The 16,413-nt window shown below is 69.7% G+C and carries 14 protein-coding genes; 9 read left to right on the top strand and 5 right to left on the bottom strand.

Features of this window, described 5'->3' with window-relative positions:
• Window positions 1-128: 128 nt before the first annotated feature.
• From MWN33_RS06320 to MWN33_RS06310, 3 genes are read left to right on the top strand one after another with little or no spacing between them, the layout of a single operon-like run.
• Complete coding sequence (locus MWN33_RS06320) at window positions 129-800, top strand: amino acid ABC transporter permease (RefSeq protein ID WP_247199575.1); 672 nt, start codon at window positions 129-131, stop codon at window positions 798-800.
• Window positions 801-810: 10 nt separating this feature from the next.
• Window positions 811-1,470: an amino acid ABC transporter permease gene (locus MWN33_RS06315; RefSeq protein WP_247199574.1), complete on the top strand. Its 660-nt coding sequence runs from the start codon at window positions 811-813 to the stop codon at window positions 1,468-1,470.
• Window positions 1,448-2,176, top strand: coding sequence for an amino acid ABC transporter ATP-binding protein (locus tag MWN33_RS06310; RefSeq protein ID WP_247199573.1), 729 nt, complete (start codon window positions 1,448-1,450; stop codon window positions 2,174-2,176). The genes MWN33_RS06315 and MWN33_RS06310 overlap by 23 nt, the downstream gene beginning before the upstream one ends.
• Here the strand turns inward: MWN33_RS06310 and MWN33_RS06305 are convergent.
• On the bottom strand, window positions 2,173-3,117 hold the full coding sequence (locus MWN33_RS06305; protein ID WP_247199572.1) for a LysR family transcriptional regulator: 945 nt from the start codon (window positions 3,115-3,117) through the stop codon (window positions 2,173-2,175). The two genes, MWN33_RS06310 and MWN33_RS06305, sit on opposite strands and share 4 nt — an antisense overlap.
• Window positions 3,118-3,269: 152 nt before the next feature.
• Between MWN33_RS06305 and MWN33_RS06300 the strand changes: the two genes are divergently transcribed.
• The 4 genes from MWN33_RS06300 to MWN33_RS06285 all read left to right on the top strand — a co-directional run bounded on the left by MWN33_RS06300 (window position 3,270) and on the right by MWN33_RS06285 (window position 9,124).
• Window positions 3,270-4,094, top strand: coding sequence for an alpha/beta hydrolase (locus MWN33_RS06300; RefSeq protein ID WP_247199571.1), 825 nt, complete (start codon window positions 3,270-3,272; stop codon window positions 4,092-4,094).
• 92 nt (window positions 4,095-4,186) lie between these two features.
• Complete coding sequence (locus MWN33_RS06295; RefSeq protein WP_425531973.1) at window positions 4,187-5,428, top strand: efflux RND transporter periplasmic adaptor subunit; 1,242 nt, start codon at window positions 4,187-4,189, stop codon at window positions 5,426-5,428.
• 39 nt (window positions 5,429-5,467) lie between these two features.
• A complete protein-coding gene (locus tag MWN33_RS06290) occupies window positions 5,468-8,647 on the top strand; it encodes an efflux RND transporter permease subunit (protein ID WP_247199569.1) in 3,180 nt (1,059 codons plus the stop codon).
• Window positions 8,648-8,788: 141 nt separating this feature from the next.
• Window positions 8,789-9,124 (top strand): (2Fe-2S) ferredoxin domain-containing protein, encoded by a 336-nt coding sequence (locus MWN33_RS06285; protein ID WP_247199568.1) that lies wholly within the window; start codon window positions 8,789-8,791, stop codon window positions 9,122-9,124.
• Here MWN33_RS06285 and MWN33_RS06280 read toward each other — a convergent pair whose 3' ends face one another.
• The 3 genes from MWN33_RS06280 to MWN33_RS06270 form a co-directional block, all read right to left on the bottom strand.
• Entirely contained in the window at window positions 9,125-10,141 is a 1,017-nt protein-coding gene (locus tag MWN33_RS06280; protein ID WP_247199567.1) for an FUSC family protein, read from the bottom strand.
• A gap of 2 nt (window positions 10,142-10,143) precedes the next feature.
• Window positions 10,144-11,124 (bottom strand): HlyD family secretion protein, encoded by a 981-nt coding sequence (locus MWN33_RS06275; RefSeq protein ID WP_247199566.1) that lies wholly within the window; start codon window positions 11,122-11,124, stop codon window positions 10,144-10,146.
• Window positions 11,125-11,387: 263 nt separating this feature from the next.
• Window positions 11,388-13,772: a mechanosensitive ion channel family protein gene (locus MWN33_RS06270; protein ID WP_247199565.1), complete on the bottom strand. Its 2,385-nt coding sequence runs from the start codon at window positions 13,770-13,772 to the stop codon at window positions 11,388-11,390.
• Window positions 13,773-14,023: 251 nt separating this feature from the next.
• Here MWN33_RS06270 and MWN33_RS06265 point away from each other — a divergent pair, with 251 nt between their 5' ends.
• Window positions 14,024-14,692: a DedA family protein gene (locus tag MWN33_RS06265; protein ID WP_247199564.1), complete on the top strand. Its 669-nt coding sequence runs from the start codon at window positions 14,024-14,026 to the stop codon at window positions 14,690-14,692.
• 137 nt (window positions 14,693-14,829) lie between these two features.
• Entirely contained in the window at window positions 14,830-15,714 is an 885-nt protein-coding gene (locus tag MWN33_RS06260; protein WP_247199563.1) for a hypothetical protein, read from the top strand.
• Between the two features lie 19 nt (window positions 15,715-15,733).
• Here MWN33_RS06260 and rpe read toward each other — a convergent pair whose 3' ends face one another.
• Entirely contained in the window at window positions 15,734-16,411 is a 678-nt protein-coding gene (gene rpe / locus MWN33_RS06255; RefSeq protein WP_247199562.1) for a ribulose-phosphate 3-epimerase, read from the bottom strand.
• Between the last annotated feature and the right edge of the window lie 2 nt (window positions 16,412-16,413).

Raw genomic sequence — 16,413 nt, 5'->3', positions numbered from 1 at the left:
GGCGCTTCCTCGAAGGGTTCTAGAGGCTTCGCCGCTTCTCTCCTGGACCCCGGATCGGCGCCACGTTTCGCGTGGCTTGTCCGGGGAAAAGGCGTCCATCCCCCTCTTATCAGCGGGAGTTCACGGGCATGAACTACGCGTTCGATTTCGGCTGGCTCCTCGACTACTGGCCGGTCCTCGTGAAGGGCATCGCGGTCACGCTTGAGCTCACGCTGGTCGGCGGGGTGCTCGGCGTGTCGCTGGGCGTCGCCTGCGCCTGGGCGCGCGCGCTCGGGCCGGGCTGGCTGCGCCCGGTCGTCGCCGCCTATGTCGAATTGATCCGCAACACGCCGTTCCTGATCCAGCTCTTCTTCATCTTCTTCGGCCTGCCCGCGCTCGGCGTGCGCATGGGCGAGCTGGAAGCGGCCAACCTCGCCATGGTGATCAATCTCGGCGCCTATGGCTGCGAGATCGTGCGGGCGGGCATACAGGCGACGCCGAAGGGCCAGTTCGAGGCCGGCGCCTCGCTCGGCATGAGCCGCATACAGACCTTCTGGTACGTGGTGCTGATCCCCGCGCTCCAGCGCATCTGGCCGGCGCTCTCCTCGCAGATCGTCATCGTCATGCTGGGCTCGGCGGCGGTGTCGCAGATCGCGGCGGAGGACCTCACCTTCGCGGCGAACTTCATCCAGTCGCGCACCTTCCGCGCCTTCGAGACCTATTTCGTCGCCACGTTGATCTACCTCGCCCTCGCCATCGCGCTGCGGCAGGGGCTGCGCGGCCTCGGCTGGACGCTTTTCCCAAAACGCACGGCACGGTGAGGAGCAAACCATGAGCGAATTCACCACCTGGGACATCGTGCGGAACCTGCTGCTGGCGGCGCGCTGGACCATCCTGCTCTCCATTGTCTCCTTCATCGGCGGCGGCCTCGTCGGCGCCGCCCTGCTGTTCGCCCGCATCGGCAAGCGCCGTCTCGGGCAGATCTTCGTGAAGACCTATGTCGAGCTGTTCCAGGGCACGCCGCTGCTGATGCAGCTTTTCCTCGCCTTCTTCGGCCTCGGCCTGTTCGGCATCGACGTGCCGGCCTGGCTCGCGGCGGGGCTGGCGCTGATCCTGTGGAGCGCCGCCTTCCTCACCGAAATCTGGCGCGGCTGCGTGGAAGCCATCGCGCGCGGCCAGTGGGAGGCCTCCTCCAGCCTCGGCATGGGCTACATCCAGCAGATGCGCCACGTGATCCTGCCGCAGGCGCTGCGCATCGCCGTGCCGCCCACCGTCGGCTTTTCCGTGCAGGTGGTGAAGGGCACGGCGCTCACCTCGATCATCGGCTTCGTCGAACTGTCCAAGGCGGGGACGGTGGTGACGAATGCCACCTTCGAGCCCTTCAAGGTCTACGGGCTCGTCGCCCTCATCTATTTCTGCCTGTGCTGGCCGCTGTCCAAGTCTTCCCAGATCCTGGAGAGGAAGCTCAATGTCGCTCATCGAAATCACTGAGGTGAAGAAGCGCTTCGGCAACAACGAAGTGCTCAAGGGCATCAATATCGACGTGGCGCCGGGCGAGGTGATCGCCGTCATCGGCAAGTCGGGCTCCGGCAAGTCGACGCTGCTGCGCTGCATCAACGGGCTGGAGACGATCGACGAGGGCTCGATCTCGGTGGCGGGCGCCCAGCTCCTGCCGGACGAACTGCACCTCAAGGCGCTGCGCCTCAAGGTCGGGATGATCTTCCAGGGCTTCAACCTGTTCCCCCACCTCACGGCGGGGCGCAATGTGATGCTCTCGCAGATGGTGGTGAAGAAGACGCCGAAAGCCGAGGCCGAGGCGATGGCGCGCCGCCAGCTGGAGCGGGTCGGGCTCGCGCACAAGTTCGACGCCTATCCCGACCAGCTCTCCGGCGGCCAGCAGCAGCGCGTCGCCATCGCCCGCGCGCTCGCCATGCAGCCCATTGCGCTGCTGTGCGACGAGATCACCTCCGCGCTCGACCCCGAGCTGGTCAGCGAGGTGCTCGCCGTGGTGAAGGAACTGGCGGGCGAAGGCATGACGCTGATGATGGTGACGCACGAGATGCGCTTCGCGCGCGACGTCTGCTCGCGCGTCGTCTTCATGCATCAGGGCCGCGTGCACGAGATCGGCCCGCCGGAGGAGGTGTTCGCCAGCCCGAAGACGCCGGAACTGCAGCAGTTCCTCGGCGTCACCCATTAGGGCTGCACGGGAAGCTGGATCGCGCCCTGGCCGGGGCGGTAGGCGCCGCCGCCGGCGAAGCGCTCGGCCACCCAGTCGACGAAGACGCGCAGCCGGCTGCTCAGATGCCGGTTGGGCGAATAGACGACATGCAGCACGATGGGCGCGCTGTGCCAGTCCGGCAGCACGCGCACCAGCGCGCCGCTTTCGATATAGGGCGTCACCATCGGCTCGATGGTCTGGGTGATGCCGAGTCCAGCCAGCCCGGCGGCGAGATAGGCGGTGGAATCGTTCACCGCCACGAAATAGGGCAGGTCGAGCTCGTGGCGCTCCTCGCCGCGCTCCATGTCGAAGGCCACGCGCCGGCCCGTGCGGGCGCTGAAATAGCCGATGACGCGGTGGCCGGCCTCAAGATCACGCGGATGCAGCGGCGTGCCGTAGGTCTGGAGATAGCCGGGCGTCGCGCACAGCATCAGCCGCACCTCGCCGACCCGGCGGGCGATCAGCGTCGGGTCGAGGAGGTCGCCGCCGCGAATGGCGCAGTCGACATTCTCCGCCAGCAGGTCGACCGGCCGGTCGGAGACGCCGAGGTCGAGGCGGATGTCGGGATAGCGGGCGAAGAAGTCCGGCAAGGCGGGAATGAGGGAATAGAGCGCCAGCGAGGAGGGCACGTCGACGCGCAGCCGGCCGGAGGGGCTCGATTGCGAGCGAGCCATCGAGGCGTCGATCTCGTCGAGGTCGGAGAGCAGCGCCACTGCACGCTCGTAATAGGCCGCCCCGTCCGGCGTCACGCCGACCCGGCGCGTGGTGCGGTTGAGCAGGCGCGTGCGCAGATGCGCCTCAAGCTGCTGGATCAGCTTGGTGACGGTGGGCTTGGGCATGTCGAGGAGATCGGAAGCGCGGCTGAAATTGCCGGCCTCGACCACCCGGACGAAGGCGCGCATCGCGGCGATCTGGTCCATGCTACCGCTTCATTATTTCCATTCGTGAATAATGTTATGCCAATTTGGCTATTTTTCCGAGGAAAAAACGGTCCTAGGTTTCGCCGCATTGCAGCACGTACCGATGACGGGATCGGGTGGCGGATCGCATCCGCAGCCTGATGGTGGGCGCTATGACCGCTTTGTGGACCGAGGAAAAGCTGGAGATCGGGGGCACCGCGCTCAGCGCGCGCGTCTATCGTCCCGGCGCGCCTCTGCGCCCGGCGGCGCTGGTGCTGCACCTGCATGGCGGCGCCTTCACCGACGGCGATCTCGACTGCAGCGCCTGTGTCTGCCGGCTGATGACGGAAGCGGGCGCGGTGGTGGTCTCCATCGACTATCCGCTGGCGCCCGAGCACCCTTTCCCCGCCGCGCTCAACCTTTCCTTCGCCGCCCTCGGCCGGCTCTATGCCGAGCGCGGCAAATGGGCCGGACGCGGCGCGCGCCTGTTCGTCGCCGGTGAGGAGGCGGGCGCCAACCTCGCCACCGCGCTGACGCTGATGGCGCGCGACCAGCAGGCCCCGCCCGTCGCCGGGCAGATCCTGCTCTCGCCCATGGTCGACGCCAGCCTGTGCACGCAGTCGATCCACGCGGCGGTGGCCGGCGCGGCGCACTGCAAATGGGTCGACGGCTGGCACCTCTATCTGGGCGGCGCCGAGCACGCGGCCCATCCCTATGCGGCGCCGCTCGGCTCGCGCCGGCTGGGCGGGCTGGCGCCGGCGCTGATCGTCACCTCGGACGACTGCCCGATGCGCGACGAGAGCTTCGCCTATGCGCGCCGCCTGCGCGACTGCGGCGTCGTGGTGGAAAGCCACATGCTGGAGGACGCGGATGACGCGAGCCTCGGCATGGACGCCGCCATCGAGGCCGATCCGCATTGGGAGACGGTCCTGCGGGACCTTTTCCGGAAATTCCTGGCGGAGAACTCCGCCGCACCTGTTCGCACTGTTCGGGCCTGAGGGCCGGGAGATTCGCCATGACGCATGAAGCAAACGGCACCGACGCCGCAACCGGAAACCTCGCGCACGCCGCAGTCGGCCACGATTCAACCGTGGCGGGGCGCCCCGCCCGGCGCGGCTGGCGGGAAGCGGGCCTCGCCCTCACCCTCGCCGCCCTCGCCACCGGCACCGCCGTCTTCCTCGCCTGGCCCAGCAGCCAGGCGCTGGCGACCGATCCGCCGGCCGAGGCCGCCGCGCCCATGGCCATGCCGGTCTCGGTGGCGGTGCTCAAGGCGCGCGACACGATGAAGTGGAACGAGTTCTCCGGACGCCTGCGCGCGGTCGAGGTGGTGGAGCTGCGCCCGCGCGTCTCCGGCGCCGTCGACAAGATCCATTTCCGCGAGGGCGCGCTGGTCAAACAGGGCGACCTCCTGGTCTCCATCGACCCCGAGCCCTTCAAGGCGGCGCTGAGCCGGGCCGAATCGCTGCGCGAGGCGGCCGCCGCGCGCGTCGAGCTGACCCGCAGCGAGCTGGAGCGCGGCAAGCAGCTCGTCGACAACCGCGTCGTCTCGGTGCGCGACCTCGACCAGCGCACCAACGCCTTCCGCGAGGCCGAGGCCAATCTGCGCGCGGCGGAAGCCGCCGTGCAGACCGCCCAGCTCGACCTCGACTACACCGAGGTGCGCGCGCCGGTCGACGGGCGCATCGGCCGCATCGAGGTGACGGTGGGCAACCTCGTCGCCGCCGGCCCGGCCTCGCCCGTGCTCACCTCGCTGGTCTCGGTCGACCCGATCTATGTCAATTTCGACGCCGACGAGGGCGCTGTCGCCGAGGCGCTCGCCACGCTTGGCGCCCATGACGAAGCGCTGAACGAGATCGACCGCATCCCGGTCGAGATCGTCACCTCGACCACCCAGGGCAACACCGTGCGCGGCCATCTCCAGCTCGTCGACAACCAGGTCGACGCGGCGACCGGCACGTTCAGGCTGCGCGCCGTGTTCGACAACAAGGACAGCCGCCTCGTGCCGGGCCAGTTCGCCCGCGTGCGCATGGGCCGCGCCAAGACCGAGCCGGCGCTGGTGATCAACGAGCGCGCCGTCGGCACCGACCAGGACAAGAAGTTCGTCTTCGTGGTCGGCGACGACAACAAGGCGGTCTGGCGCAAGGTCACGCTCGGTCCGCCGAGCGAGGGGCTGCGCGTCGTCACCGACGGGCTGAAGGAGGGCGAGCGCATCGTCGTCAACGGCCTGCAGCGCGTGCGTCCGGGCGTCCTGCTCGCCCCGGAAGTCGTGCCCATGGAAACCACCGCCTCCGCCGACGCGAAGGACCCGACCACCTCCGTCGCCGCGCGCTGACCGCAGCCCCGACGCATCGCCTCCTTGGGGGAGGACGCCATGAATCTGTCCAAGTTCTTCATCGACCGCCCGATCTTCGCCGGCGTCCTCTCCGTGCTGATCTTCCTCGCGGGGCTGCTGGCCCTGCGGGTGATGCCGATCTCGGAATATCCCGAGGTCGTGCCGCCGCAGGTCATCGTGCGCGCCACCTATCCCGGCGCCAACCCGAAGGTCATCGCCGCCACGGTGGCGACGCCCATCGAGGAATCGATCAATGGCGTCGAGGACATGCTCTACATGTCCTCGCAGGCCACCACCGACGGCGTGATGACGCTGACCGTCACCTTCAAGCTGGGCACCGACCCGGACAAGGCGACCCAGCTCGTGCAGAACCGCGTTTCGCAGGCCGAGCCGCGCCTGCCGGAAGAGGTGCGCAGCCTCGGCGTCACCACGGCGAAGAGCTCGCCGACCTTCCTGATGGTCGTGCACCTGATCTCGCCGAACGACCGCTACGACATCACCTATCTGCGCAACTACGCCGTGCTCAACGTGAAGGACCGGCTGGCGCGCCTCTCCGGCGTCGGCCAGATCGACATCTTCGGCGCCGGCGACTATTCGATGCGCATCTGGCTCGACCCGCAGAAGGTGGCTGAGCACGGGCTTTCCGCCAGCGACGTCGTGAACGAGATCCGCGCCCAGAACGTCCAGGCCGCCGCCGGCATGGTCGGCGCCTCGCCGGGCGGGCCCGACATCGACCTCCAGCTCTCGATCAACGCGCAGGGCCGCCTCGAAACCGAGGAGGAGTTCGGCGACATCGTGGTGAAGACCGGCGCCGACGGGCAGGTGGTGCGCCTGCGCGACCTCGCCCGCATCGAGCTGGGCGCCGCCGACTACGCGCTGCGCTCGCTGCTCGACAACAAGGCGGCGGTCGGCATCGGCGTGTTCCAGGCCCCCGGCTCCAACGCGCTGGAGATCGCCGAGAACGTGCGCGCCACGATGGAGGAAGTGAAGAAGACGATGCCGGAAGGCGTCAGCTACGACATCGTCTACGACACGACGCGTTTCGTCGACGCCTCCATCGAGGCGGTGGTGCACACGCTGTTCGAAGCGGTGCTGCTGGTCGTCATCGTCGTCGTGGTGTTCCTGCAGACCTGGCGCGCCTCGATCATCCCGCTGCTCGCCGTGCCGGTGTCCATCGTCGGCACCTTCGCGGTGATGTACATCTTCGGCTTCTCGATCAACGCGCTCAGCCTGTTCGGCCTGGTGCTGGCCATCGGCATCGTGGTCGACGACGCCATCGTCGTGGTGGAAAACGTCGAGCGAAACATCGAGAACGGGCTCTCCCCGCGCGCCGCCGCCTATCAGGCGATGGCCGAGGTGTCGGGGCCGATCATCGCCATCGCGCTGGTGCTGGTGGCGGTGTTCGTGCCGCTGGCGTTCATCTCGGGCCTGTCCGGCCAGTTCTACCGGCAGTTCGCGCTCACCATCGCCATCTCGACGGTGATCTCGGCGATCAACTCGCTGACCCTGTCGCCGGCGCTGGCGGCGCTGCTGCTGCGCGGCCACGACGCCAAGCCCGACATGCTCCAGCGGGCGATCAACGCGTTGTTCGGCTGGTTCTTCCGCGGCTTCAACTGGGTGTTTGCGCGCGGCTCGCGCGGCTATGGCGGCGGCGTGCGCGGCACGCTGAAGGTCAAGAGCGTCGTGATGGTGTTCTACGCCGTCATGCTCGGCGCCACCTGGTGGCTGTTCCAGGCCGTGCCGTCCGGCTTCGTGCCGGCGCAGGACAAGCAGTATCTGGTCGGCTTCGCCCAGCTCCCGGACGGCGCCACGCTCGACCGCACGGAAGACGTGATCCGCCGCATGAGCGAGATCACCCTCGCCGAGCCGGGCGTCTCCAGCGCCGTCGCCTTCCCCGGCCTCTCGATCGCCGGCTTCTCCAACTCGTCGAGCGCCGGCATCGTCTTCTCGGTGCTCGACCCCTTCGAGGAGCGCAAGTCGCCCGAGCTCAGCGCGGCCGCCATCGCCGCCTCGCTGAACCAGAAATACGGGGTGATCAAGGACGCCTACATCGTCATGTTCCCGCCCCCGCCGGTGCAGGGCCTCGGCGTCGTCGGCGGCTTCAAGCTGCAGATCGAGGATCGGGCTGGCCGCGGCTACGAGGCGCTGGCCGAGGTGACGAACGCCTTCATGGCCAAGGCCATGGCGGCGCCGGAGCTGACCGGGCAGTTCTCCACCTTCCAGATCAACGTGCCGCAGATCTTCGCCGATGTGGACCGCACCAAGGCCCGCCAGCTCGGCGTGCCGATCCGCGCGGTGTTCGAGACGCTGCAGGTCTATCTCGGCTCGCTCTACGTCAACGACTTCAACAAGTTCGGCCGTACCTACTCGGTGCGTGTGCAGGCGGACGCGCCCTACCGCGCCCGGCCCGAGGACATCGGCAAGCTGAAGGTGCGCTCGGACAGCGGCGAGATGATCCCGCTCGCCGCGCTGCTGAAGGTCGAGACGACGGCGGGGCCGGAGCGCGCCCAGCGCTACAACGGCTTCCTCACCGCCGACATCAATGCCGGCCCGGCGCCGGGCTATTCGTCCGGCCAGGCGCAGGAGGCGGCGATGCGGATCGCTGCAGAAGTGCTGCCGCCCGGCTTCGACTACGAATGGACCGACCTGACCTATCAGGAGATCCTTGCCGGCAATTCGGCGGTGCTGGTGTTCCCGCTGTCCATCCTGCTCGTCTTCCTCGTGCTGGCGGCCCAGTATGAGAGCCTGACACTGCCCATCGCGATCATCATGATCGTGCCCATGGGCCTGCTGGCGGCGCTGTTCGGCGTGTGGATGGGCGGGGGCGACAACAACATCTTCACCCAGATCGGCCTCGTCGTGCTGGTCGGCCTGTCGGCGAAGAACGCGATCCTGATCGTGGAATTCGCCCGCGAGCTGGAATTCGCCGGGCGCAACCCGGTGGAGGCGGCGATCGAGGCGAGCCGGCTGCGTCTGCGGCCGATCCTGATGACGTCCTTCGCCTTCATCATGGGCGTGCTGCCGCTGGTGCTCTCCACCGGCGCGGGCGCCGAGATGCGCCACGCCATGGGCGTGGCGGTGTTCTCCGGCATGATCGGCGTCACCTTCTTCGGGCTGTTCCTCACGCCCGTCTTCTACGTGCTGCTGCGCAGGCTCACGGGCAACCGAGCCCTTCGCCAGCACGGCGAGGCCCACCCCGCGTCTCTTCCCGCGGAGTGAGCCCCGTCGCCGGCCGGGAAGCCGCCGGTCGAGGTGTCGTTCTGCCCCCTCGACACAGCGACCTTACGCTTCCCGGCCGGCTCCCGCATCGACAAAGCGCCCCGGCGATGCCACATGCAGCGCCAAAGGACGCCCCCGCCGATGAAGCCGATACGTTCCGACTGGACCGACGTGGTCCTCGTCTGCCGCAAATGCGCGAAGAAGCTGGACGGCGGCTTCGGCCCCGACGGCGAAGCGCCGCTCGCCAAGGCGCTGCGGGCCGAGATCGCCCGGCGCGAAGGCGGCAGGCCGATGAAGAAGCCGCGCCGCAAGGGCGCCCGCGTCGCCGTCGTCGAAGTTCCCTGCCTCGACATCTGCCCGAAGAACGCCGCAGTGGTGATCCCCGCCGGCCGGCCCGGCCATTGGCGCACCGTGCCGCGCGGGGCGGACCTCGGCGCGCTGCTCGACGAGATCGCCCCGCCGCGCGCCGGGGAATGATCAGGTTGCGCTGGCGGCGGCTTTGGGCGGATTGAACGCCCAGACCAGCACGGTCATGAGGCTCACCCCGATGACGATGCCCACCAGCCGCTCGACGGGCGGGTAGAGCGAGGTCGGCGGACCGGCGCCGACCAGCGTCACCAGATAGGCGATGGCCGACTGCGTGCCGATATAGGCCTGCGCCGACGTGCCCAGATGGATGCGGGCGAAGGAGAACACGCCGAGGAACAGCATCGCAGCCCACCACCAGATATGCGTGGCGTCGATGAAGATGACGATAAGCCCCACCGTGCCGCCGATGATGCAGCCGAAGATGCGCTGCGCGCCGCGATGGCGGGTGGCGATCGGGTCGCTGTCGATCACGATCAGGCTGGAGATCAGCACCTGCGGCAGCTGCGGCAGGTCGAACAGCAACCAGATGATCACGATGGTGAAGGCGCCCAGCCCGGCGATCAGCGCCTGGTGCTCGGCGTTCAGCGCGCTGGTGGCGGCGGCCTGCGCCTTCAGCCGGGCGTGCAGCTCGCCGGCGTTGGGCCCCAGCGCCCAGCTCGCCAGCGTGGCGCACACGACGCCGATGACGATCTCGTAGCAGCGGTAATGCGCGAAGCCGTAGAGCTGGGCGGGCTGCGTCATGGTGTAGAGCAGCACCAGCATGAAGGTGAGCGCGCCGTAGAACCAGGCATAGCCATAGGCGCTGCGCTGCCGGCCATAGGTGCCGACGGCGGCGGCGATGGTCACGAGGGCGAGCTGCATCGCCGCGAAGCCCTCGGCCCACTGGCCGATGTAATAGCCCCCGAGCACGCCGACGAAGGTGCCGGTGACGCGCAGCACGCCCTTGGTGAACAGCGCCTCGCGGTCGACATTGGCGATGATCATCACGCTCAGCGCCGCCCAGTAGGGTTCCTGCAGCCCCATGAGAAGCGCGATGGAAACGGCGGCGAGCACGCCGCAGGCGGTGGCGAAGGCCTGACGGTCGATGTCGCTGATGCCCGCCGGTGCCGCCTGCGCCTCCGCCATGGCTAGAACCGGATCAGCACGCGGGCGTCGGCGCCGTTGAACAGGCCGAGACCCTCCGGCCAGTCGTCCAGCGTCACCTCGACGGGGAAGCGCCGGGGCAGGCGCACCCAGTCGGTGGTCGGCTCGACATAGGGCACGACCTGCGGATTGTCCGGCGAGCGCGAGACGCCCCCGGCAATGCCGCTCACGCGGCCCAGATGCACCGCCCACGGGTCCGAACCGAGCGTCAGCAGCACGCGCTGGCCGATGCGGATGCGGGCGAGATGGCGTTCGCTCACATTCGCCACGACGCGGCGGCGGCGGTCGGTGACGATGGCGAGCACCGGCGTGCCGGTGCGCAGATAGTCGCCCTGCCGGACGGTGAAGGGGGTGATGCGGCCGGCCTCGGGCGCGCTCATCACCGTCTTGGAGAGGTCGTACTGCGCCTTGCCGAGCGCGGCCTCAGCCGAGCCGATGACCGCGCCGGCCACCGCCACGCGGCGGGTGGCGACGCTGAGCTGCGCCTCCGCCGCCGCGACATTGGCGCCGGCGGTGGCGACGTCGCGGGTGGCGATGTCGAGCGTCGCCTCGGGCGAATAGCCCTCCTTCTCCAGCGTCTTCACGCGGTTGAGCTGGTCCTGGGCATTGGTCTGCACGGCGAGGGCGGAGGTGAGGTTGGCGCGGGCAGCGGCCACCTCGTCATTGGCGAGGTCGAGGTCGGCCTTCGCCTGCGCCAGCGCGGCCTGCGCCTCCTGCGCCTTCAGCGCATAGGGCGTGCGCTCGATCTCGAACAGGAGCTGGTTCGCCGCCACCGACTGGTTGTTCTGCACCGCGAGGCGCGAGACCGGCCCCTCGATCTCCGAGGAGATGACCACGATGTCGCTCATCACATAGGCGTCGCCCGTATAGGCGACGAAGCGCACGCTGATCTCGTAGAGGGCGAACAGGCCGACCACCGTCCCCACGATCAGGAGCACGGGATGTCGCAGCAGGCGGCTGAGCATGAGGGGGCGAGGCTCCACGGCAGCCGGGGAACGGGGAGGCGGCATCATCGCGGCTTTGCCGCCCGCGCTCAATCCTCCCCGGCTACCGGAGCGGGCGGAATGCGTCGCGAATGCCGACTATGGTTAGCGCCCACCCTCCAGCCACGTCATCCCGGAAGGACCGCAGGCCCTGTCCGGGATCGCAACGAGACGCCGCAGACGATCCCGGCTCTCCGCCTTCGGCTCCGGCCGGGATGACGGACTCCCAGGAATGTCCCTCGCTCTCAGTGGCGGCGTTCCTCAATGGCCGGCAGCATGGCCTCCTCGTCCTCCTCGCTGCGCTCGCGGGCGCCGGGGTGCTCCTCGATCATCGGGCCGGGCGTGCGGGCGGCGCGGGCGGCCTCGCTGCGGCGCGCGCGCTGGGGCGCGGCGGCGGCGTCAGTGCTCTGGTTCACCACGCGCAGCGGCGGCGCCATGCCCTTGCGGTCGGTGCCGAGATAGACCGTCTGGTGCGGATAGGGCATCTCGATGCCGCGCGCGTCGAAGGCCGCCTTGATGCGGCGGTAGAACTCGCGGCGCACGTTCCACTGGCCGAGCGGACGGGTCTTGAAGCGGCCGCGCAGCTGGATGTGCGAGGGGTCCAGCGCCTCGACGCCGACCACCTCGAAGGGCTCGGTGATGGTCTCCGCCAGCGGCCCCGTGGCCACCATGTCGGCGGCGACCTCGGCCATCAGCGCCAGCGCCTCGTCGATGTTCTCGCGATAGGCCACGCGCACGTCGACAACGGCATAGGCGAAGTCCTTCGACATGTTCTTCACCGTCTGCACCTCGCCGAACGGGATGGAATGCACATTGCCGTCGAAGTCGCGCATGTGGACGGTGCGGATGGTGATCTTCTCGACGAGGCCGGCATGGGCGCCGACCTCCACCACGTCGCCCACCGAGATGGTGTCTTCCATCAGGATGAACACGCCGGTGATGACGTCCTTCACCAGCGTCTGCGCGCCGAAGCCGACGGCGAGGCCCAGCACGCCGGCACCGGCCAGCAGCGGGGCGATGTTGACGCCGATCTCCGAGAGCAGGATCAGCCCGCCCAGCGTCAGCAGCACCACGCGGAAGGCGTTTTGCACGAAGGGCAGCAGCGTCTTCAGCCGGGTCGAGTTGGGGTTGCCGGCGCGCAGCCGGTCGGCGAAGGCACTCGACAGCTCCCAGGCGACGAGGCCGACCAGAACCACCACGCCGATGGAGATGAGCCGGCCCATCGCCCCCTGCCCGCTCTCCGAGGCCAGCCATTCGAAGGGCCGTGCGCCCCAGACCTCCAGCAGCACCAGCGCCGCGACCAGCGCGATCAGCCCCTGCATCGCCCCGCGCAGCGCCGGCAGATAGCGGTTGGCGCGCGCCTCCAGCAGCGGGAAGCTGGCGCGCATCTCGCCGTTCAGCCGGAACAGCCGCTCGAAGGCACGGCCGAGCAGCGCCACCGCCAGCGCGGCGATGGCGACGGTGAGCGCGGTGAGCAACGTCGCCCGGGCGAGGAAGGCGAAGCCGCCGTCCACGTCGAGCACCCAGACGAGATAGGCGGCGGCGACATAGCCGATCACCAGCACCGGCCAGAAATCGGCCACCGTGTCGCGCAGCCGCGCTATCCGCCCGTCCCGCGCGCCGAGGCCGCGCAGGCGCCGGGCGACGCCGCCGCGTATCTGCAGCACGAAGACGATGCACATGCCGGCGACGAACAGGCCAAGCGCGTTGGTGAGGAAGCGATAGGTCGGCAAGGCGAGGCCGAGCACCCAGGCGGCGCGGAGCAGGAAATGGCCGTAGACGATCGTGGCGGCGAAGCGGCGCACCCAGAGATAACCATAGGCGGCGCCCTCGTCGTCGAGCGGGAACAGCCGCAATTGCGGCGCGCCGGGCGTCAGCACCGCCCGCGCCGCGACGAGGATGAGGCGCACCAGCACATTGGCGTTGACCACGGTGACGACGGCGAGCCGCACCACGAAGTTCAGCTCGACCAGCGCCAGCACGCCGAAGGCGGCGGCGGCGAAGGCGGCGATGGGCAATATGTCGAGCACGGTGCGCAGGGCGAGCAGCAGCACCTTCATGCCCGGCCCGCGCACCCGCCTTGCCTCGACCGCGCGGCGCAGCCGCGCCAGCAGCCGCTTGGCGGCATATTCGGCCAGCAGCGCGGCGGCGAGAACGGCGATCACCATCGTCACCGCCCAGCCGACGCGCTCGACCACCAGCGGATCGGACAGTCCCTCGACGAGCTCGCGCGCCTGCTGCGGGATCTGCTCGACCTCGGCGACCAGCGACAGCACGCCGGTGGAGAAGGCGCCGAGCGACTGGGTAGCGCCGGCCAGCCAGTCGCTGCGCTCGGCGGGCACGGCGGCGTCCGTAGTCGTGCCGTCGCTTGCCTCCACCAGAGCGCGGAGCTGCGCGAGGAAGCGGGCGCGCTCGGTGTCGTCGCTCAACGTGCCGAGGAGCGCGCGCAGATTCTCACGCGCTTCCGGTGTCGGGGATGTGGGCGGGGAGGAAGTCGGCGGGGTGGCCGGGGTTGCCGCGGGTGCCGGTTCTGCGGGGGCCTGCGCCCATCCGGGCGAGGGAGCCAGCGGCGCGGCGAGGAGGAGGGCGAGCAACAGAAAGCGGGCGAGCGCACGCGGCAAAGGCGGCATGGAACATTCCGTCGTTGGCGTCCCTCGCAGTCGAGGCGGGGCACGCGGACAGGGGGAGCCGGAATGGCGGATGCGGCGGGTTGAACGCGCGGACGCCCGCAAAGTTCCGGCGCGCGGCAAAGAAATCGTCAGGCATGGCGAACCGGGCCGGCGGCAGGCCCGCACGGACCCGCGATGAAACGCCGCTATGGCCTTGCTGCCGACATGTTCGCCCTCACATTGGGGGCTCGGTTTGCCGGCAGTGTGAGGACATGGAAGCTCTTACCGCGGATGTGGCGGCGTTTCTGCGCGACCACGACTATCTGATCCCCGTCGTCATCGGGATCATCGCCTTCGGGGAATCCCTCGTTCTCGTCGGCCTCGTCATCCCCGCCACCGCGCTGATGCTGGCGATCGGCGGGCTGATCGGCTCCGGCATCGTCTCGCCGCTGCCCGTCATCTCCGGCGCCGTCGTCGGCGCCGTGCTGGGCGACGTGGTGTCCTATTGGCTGGGCCGCTGGCTTGGCCCGCGCATCGTGCACCGGCGCCCGCTGCTGGGCTATCGCGAGCAGGTTGCGCAGGCGCGCCTGTTCTTCCGCCGGTTCGGCTTCGCCTCGGTGTTCGTCGGCCGCTTTTTCGGCCCGGTGCGCGCGACCATGCCGATGGTCGCCGGCATGATGCGCATGGACCAGCGCCGCTTCCAGCTCGCCAACGTCTCCTCGGCGGTGGTGTGGGCGCCGGTGATGCTGGCCCCCGGCTGGCTCGCCGGCAAGGGCGCCAACCAGCTCGGCGGCGCCAGCCAGTCGGAATGGCTGGTGCTGATGGTGGGCGTCACGCTGGTCATGCTGATCCTCACCGTGGTCGTGCTACGCATCGTCAAGGGCCGCATCGCCAAGCGCCCGCGCACCCGCCGCCGCCCGGCCCGCGCGCCGGCCGCCTGAGCCAGCCACCTCCCCCGCCGTCCCACGCTTTACCACGTCCGCAGGCAAGGGTCGGCGGCGCGGCGACCTTGCGGTAGTATCGGCCGCGAGGGGAGCGGGCGGCTGCGTGCGGGTCCGCCTCCGCGCAGGAGCACGAGATGACCGACAAGCGCGAGCCTTCACTGGAGACGACGCGGCCGACGCCGACGACGGCGGACGCCCCGGCGCGGGCCAGCGCGCCGCCGAGCCGCCCCAAGGGCCCGCCCGTCGAGCCCGAGGCGTTCCAGCGCTGGCTCGGCATCGAGCGGCTGAAGGTCGATATGCGCCGGCTGGAGATCGAGAGCCGCAAGGCCGAGACGCCGCCGCCGCGCACGACGCACCCCGCCCTGCCGGTGCTTTACGGGCTCGTGCTGGTGGCCGTGCTGGGCCTTGTCGCCTTCATCACGGCGCAGACGCTGGGCCTGCGCGAAGAGATCGCCGCGCTGCGGACAGCACAGACCGAAATCGCCGGACGCCTCGCCACCATGGAGGCCGAACGCGCCAGCGCCCCGGCTGCGCCAGCCCCCCTCGCGGCCACGCCGGCGGCGCCCGTGCCGGCGCCTGCCGCTTCATCGACGCCCGCACCTGCCGGCGGCGATGCCCTGGTGCCCCCGCTGCCGGGCCAGACGGCGGCGGCAGAGACCGCGCAGGCTCCCGCGACGGCGGCGCCCGCACCCCCCGCCGCCCCTGCCCTGCCGGGTTCGGGCTACACGGTGCGCATCTTCGCGCCGGTCAACGCCGTGTCGCAGACCAAGATGGACAACTTCACCGCCCCGCTGAAGGCGGCCGGCTTCGACGTGGTGGTCTCCGACACCGGCGTGGTCCAGACGACCAGCAACTCCATGTCCTATTTCGCCACCACCGAGGAGGTGGCGAACCGCGTCGCCAGCCTCATCCAGAAGAAGCACCCGGCGATCGCCATGGAGATGCGCGCCTCGCCCTCGATCCCGCCCTCGGCGCGGCAGATCATCATCCTCAACCTGACCGAGGACGCCTTTAACTGAGGCCGCAGCCTGGGGCCGCTCAGGCAGCGGCGCGCCCGCGCGCCTGCCGGCCGGCCTCGCGTAGGGCGGCGATGTTGGCCGCGTAGCCCTCGCGCCCGCCCCTGAACACGGCCGAGCCGGCCACGAGCACATTGGCGCCCGCCGCCGCGCACAGCCTTGCGGTCTCCGGCGTCACCCCGCCGTCGACCTCAAGATGGATCGGCCGCTCGCCGATCATGGCGCGCAGGCGGTAGATCTTCGGCAGCACGTCGGGGATGAAGGCCTGCCCGCCGAAGCCGGGATTGACCGTCATGGCGAGGATGAGGTCCACCTTGTCGAGCACATAGGCGAGCGCGCTCTCATGCGTCGCCGGGTTCAGCGCCACCCCCGCCCTCTTGCCGAGCGAGCGGATGTGCTGGAGGCAGCGGTCGAGATGATGCGTCGCCTCGGCCTGCACGGTGATGACGTCCGCCCCCGCCTTGGCGAAGGCCTCGATGAAGGGTTCCACCGGCTCGATCATCAGATGCACGTCGAACACCTTGTCGGTGTGCGGGCGCATCGCCTTGATGACGTCGGGCCCGAAGGTGATGTTGGGCACGAAATGCCCGTCCATCACGTCGAGATGGATCCAGTCGGCGCCGGCGCCAGCCACGTCGCGCACCTCCTCGCCGAGGCGGGAGAAGTCGCTGGCCAGCATGGAAGGGGCGATGAGGGGCATAT

It is taken from the genome of Ancylobacter koreensis, from assembly GCF_023016525.1.
Classification (GTDB): Bacteria; Pseudomonadota; Alphaproteobacteria; order Rhizobiales; family Xanthobacteraceae; genus Ancylobacter; species Ancylobacter koreensis.
The sequence above is the reverse complement of the archived record's forward strand: the minus strand, read 5'-3'. Positions and strand labels throughout refer to the sequence as shown.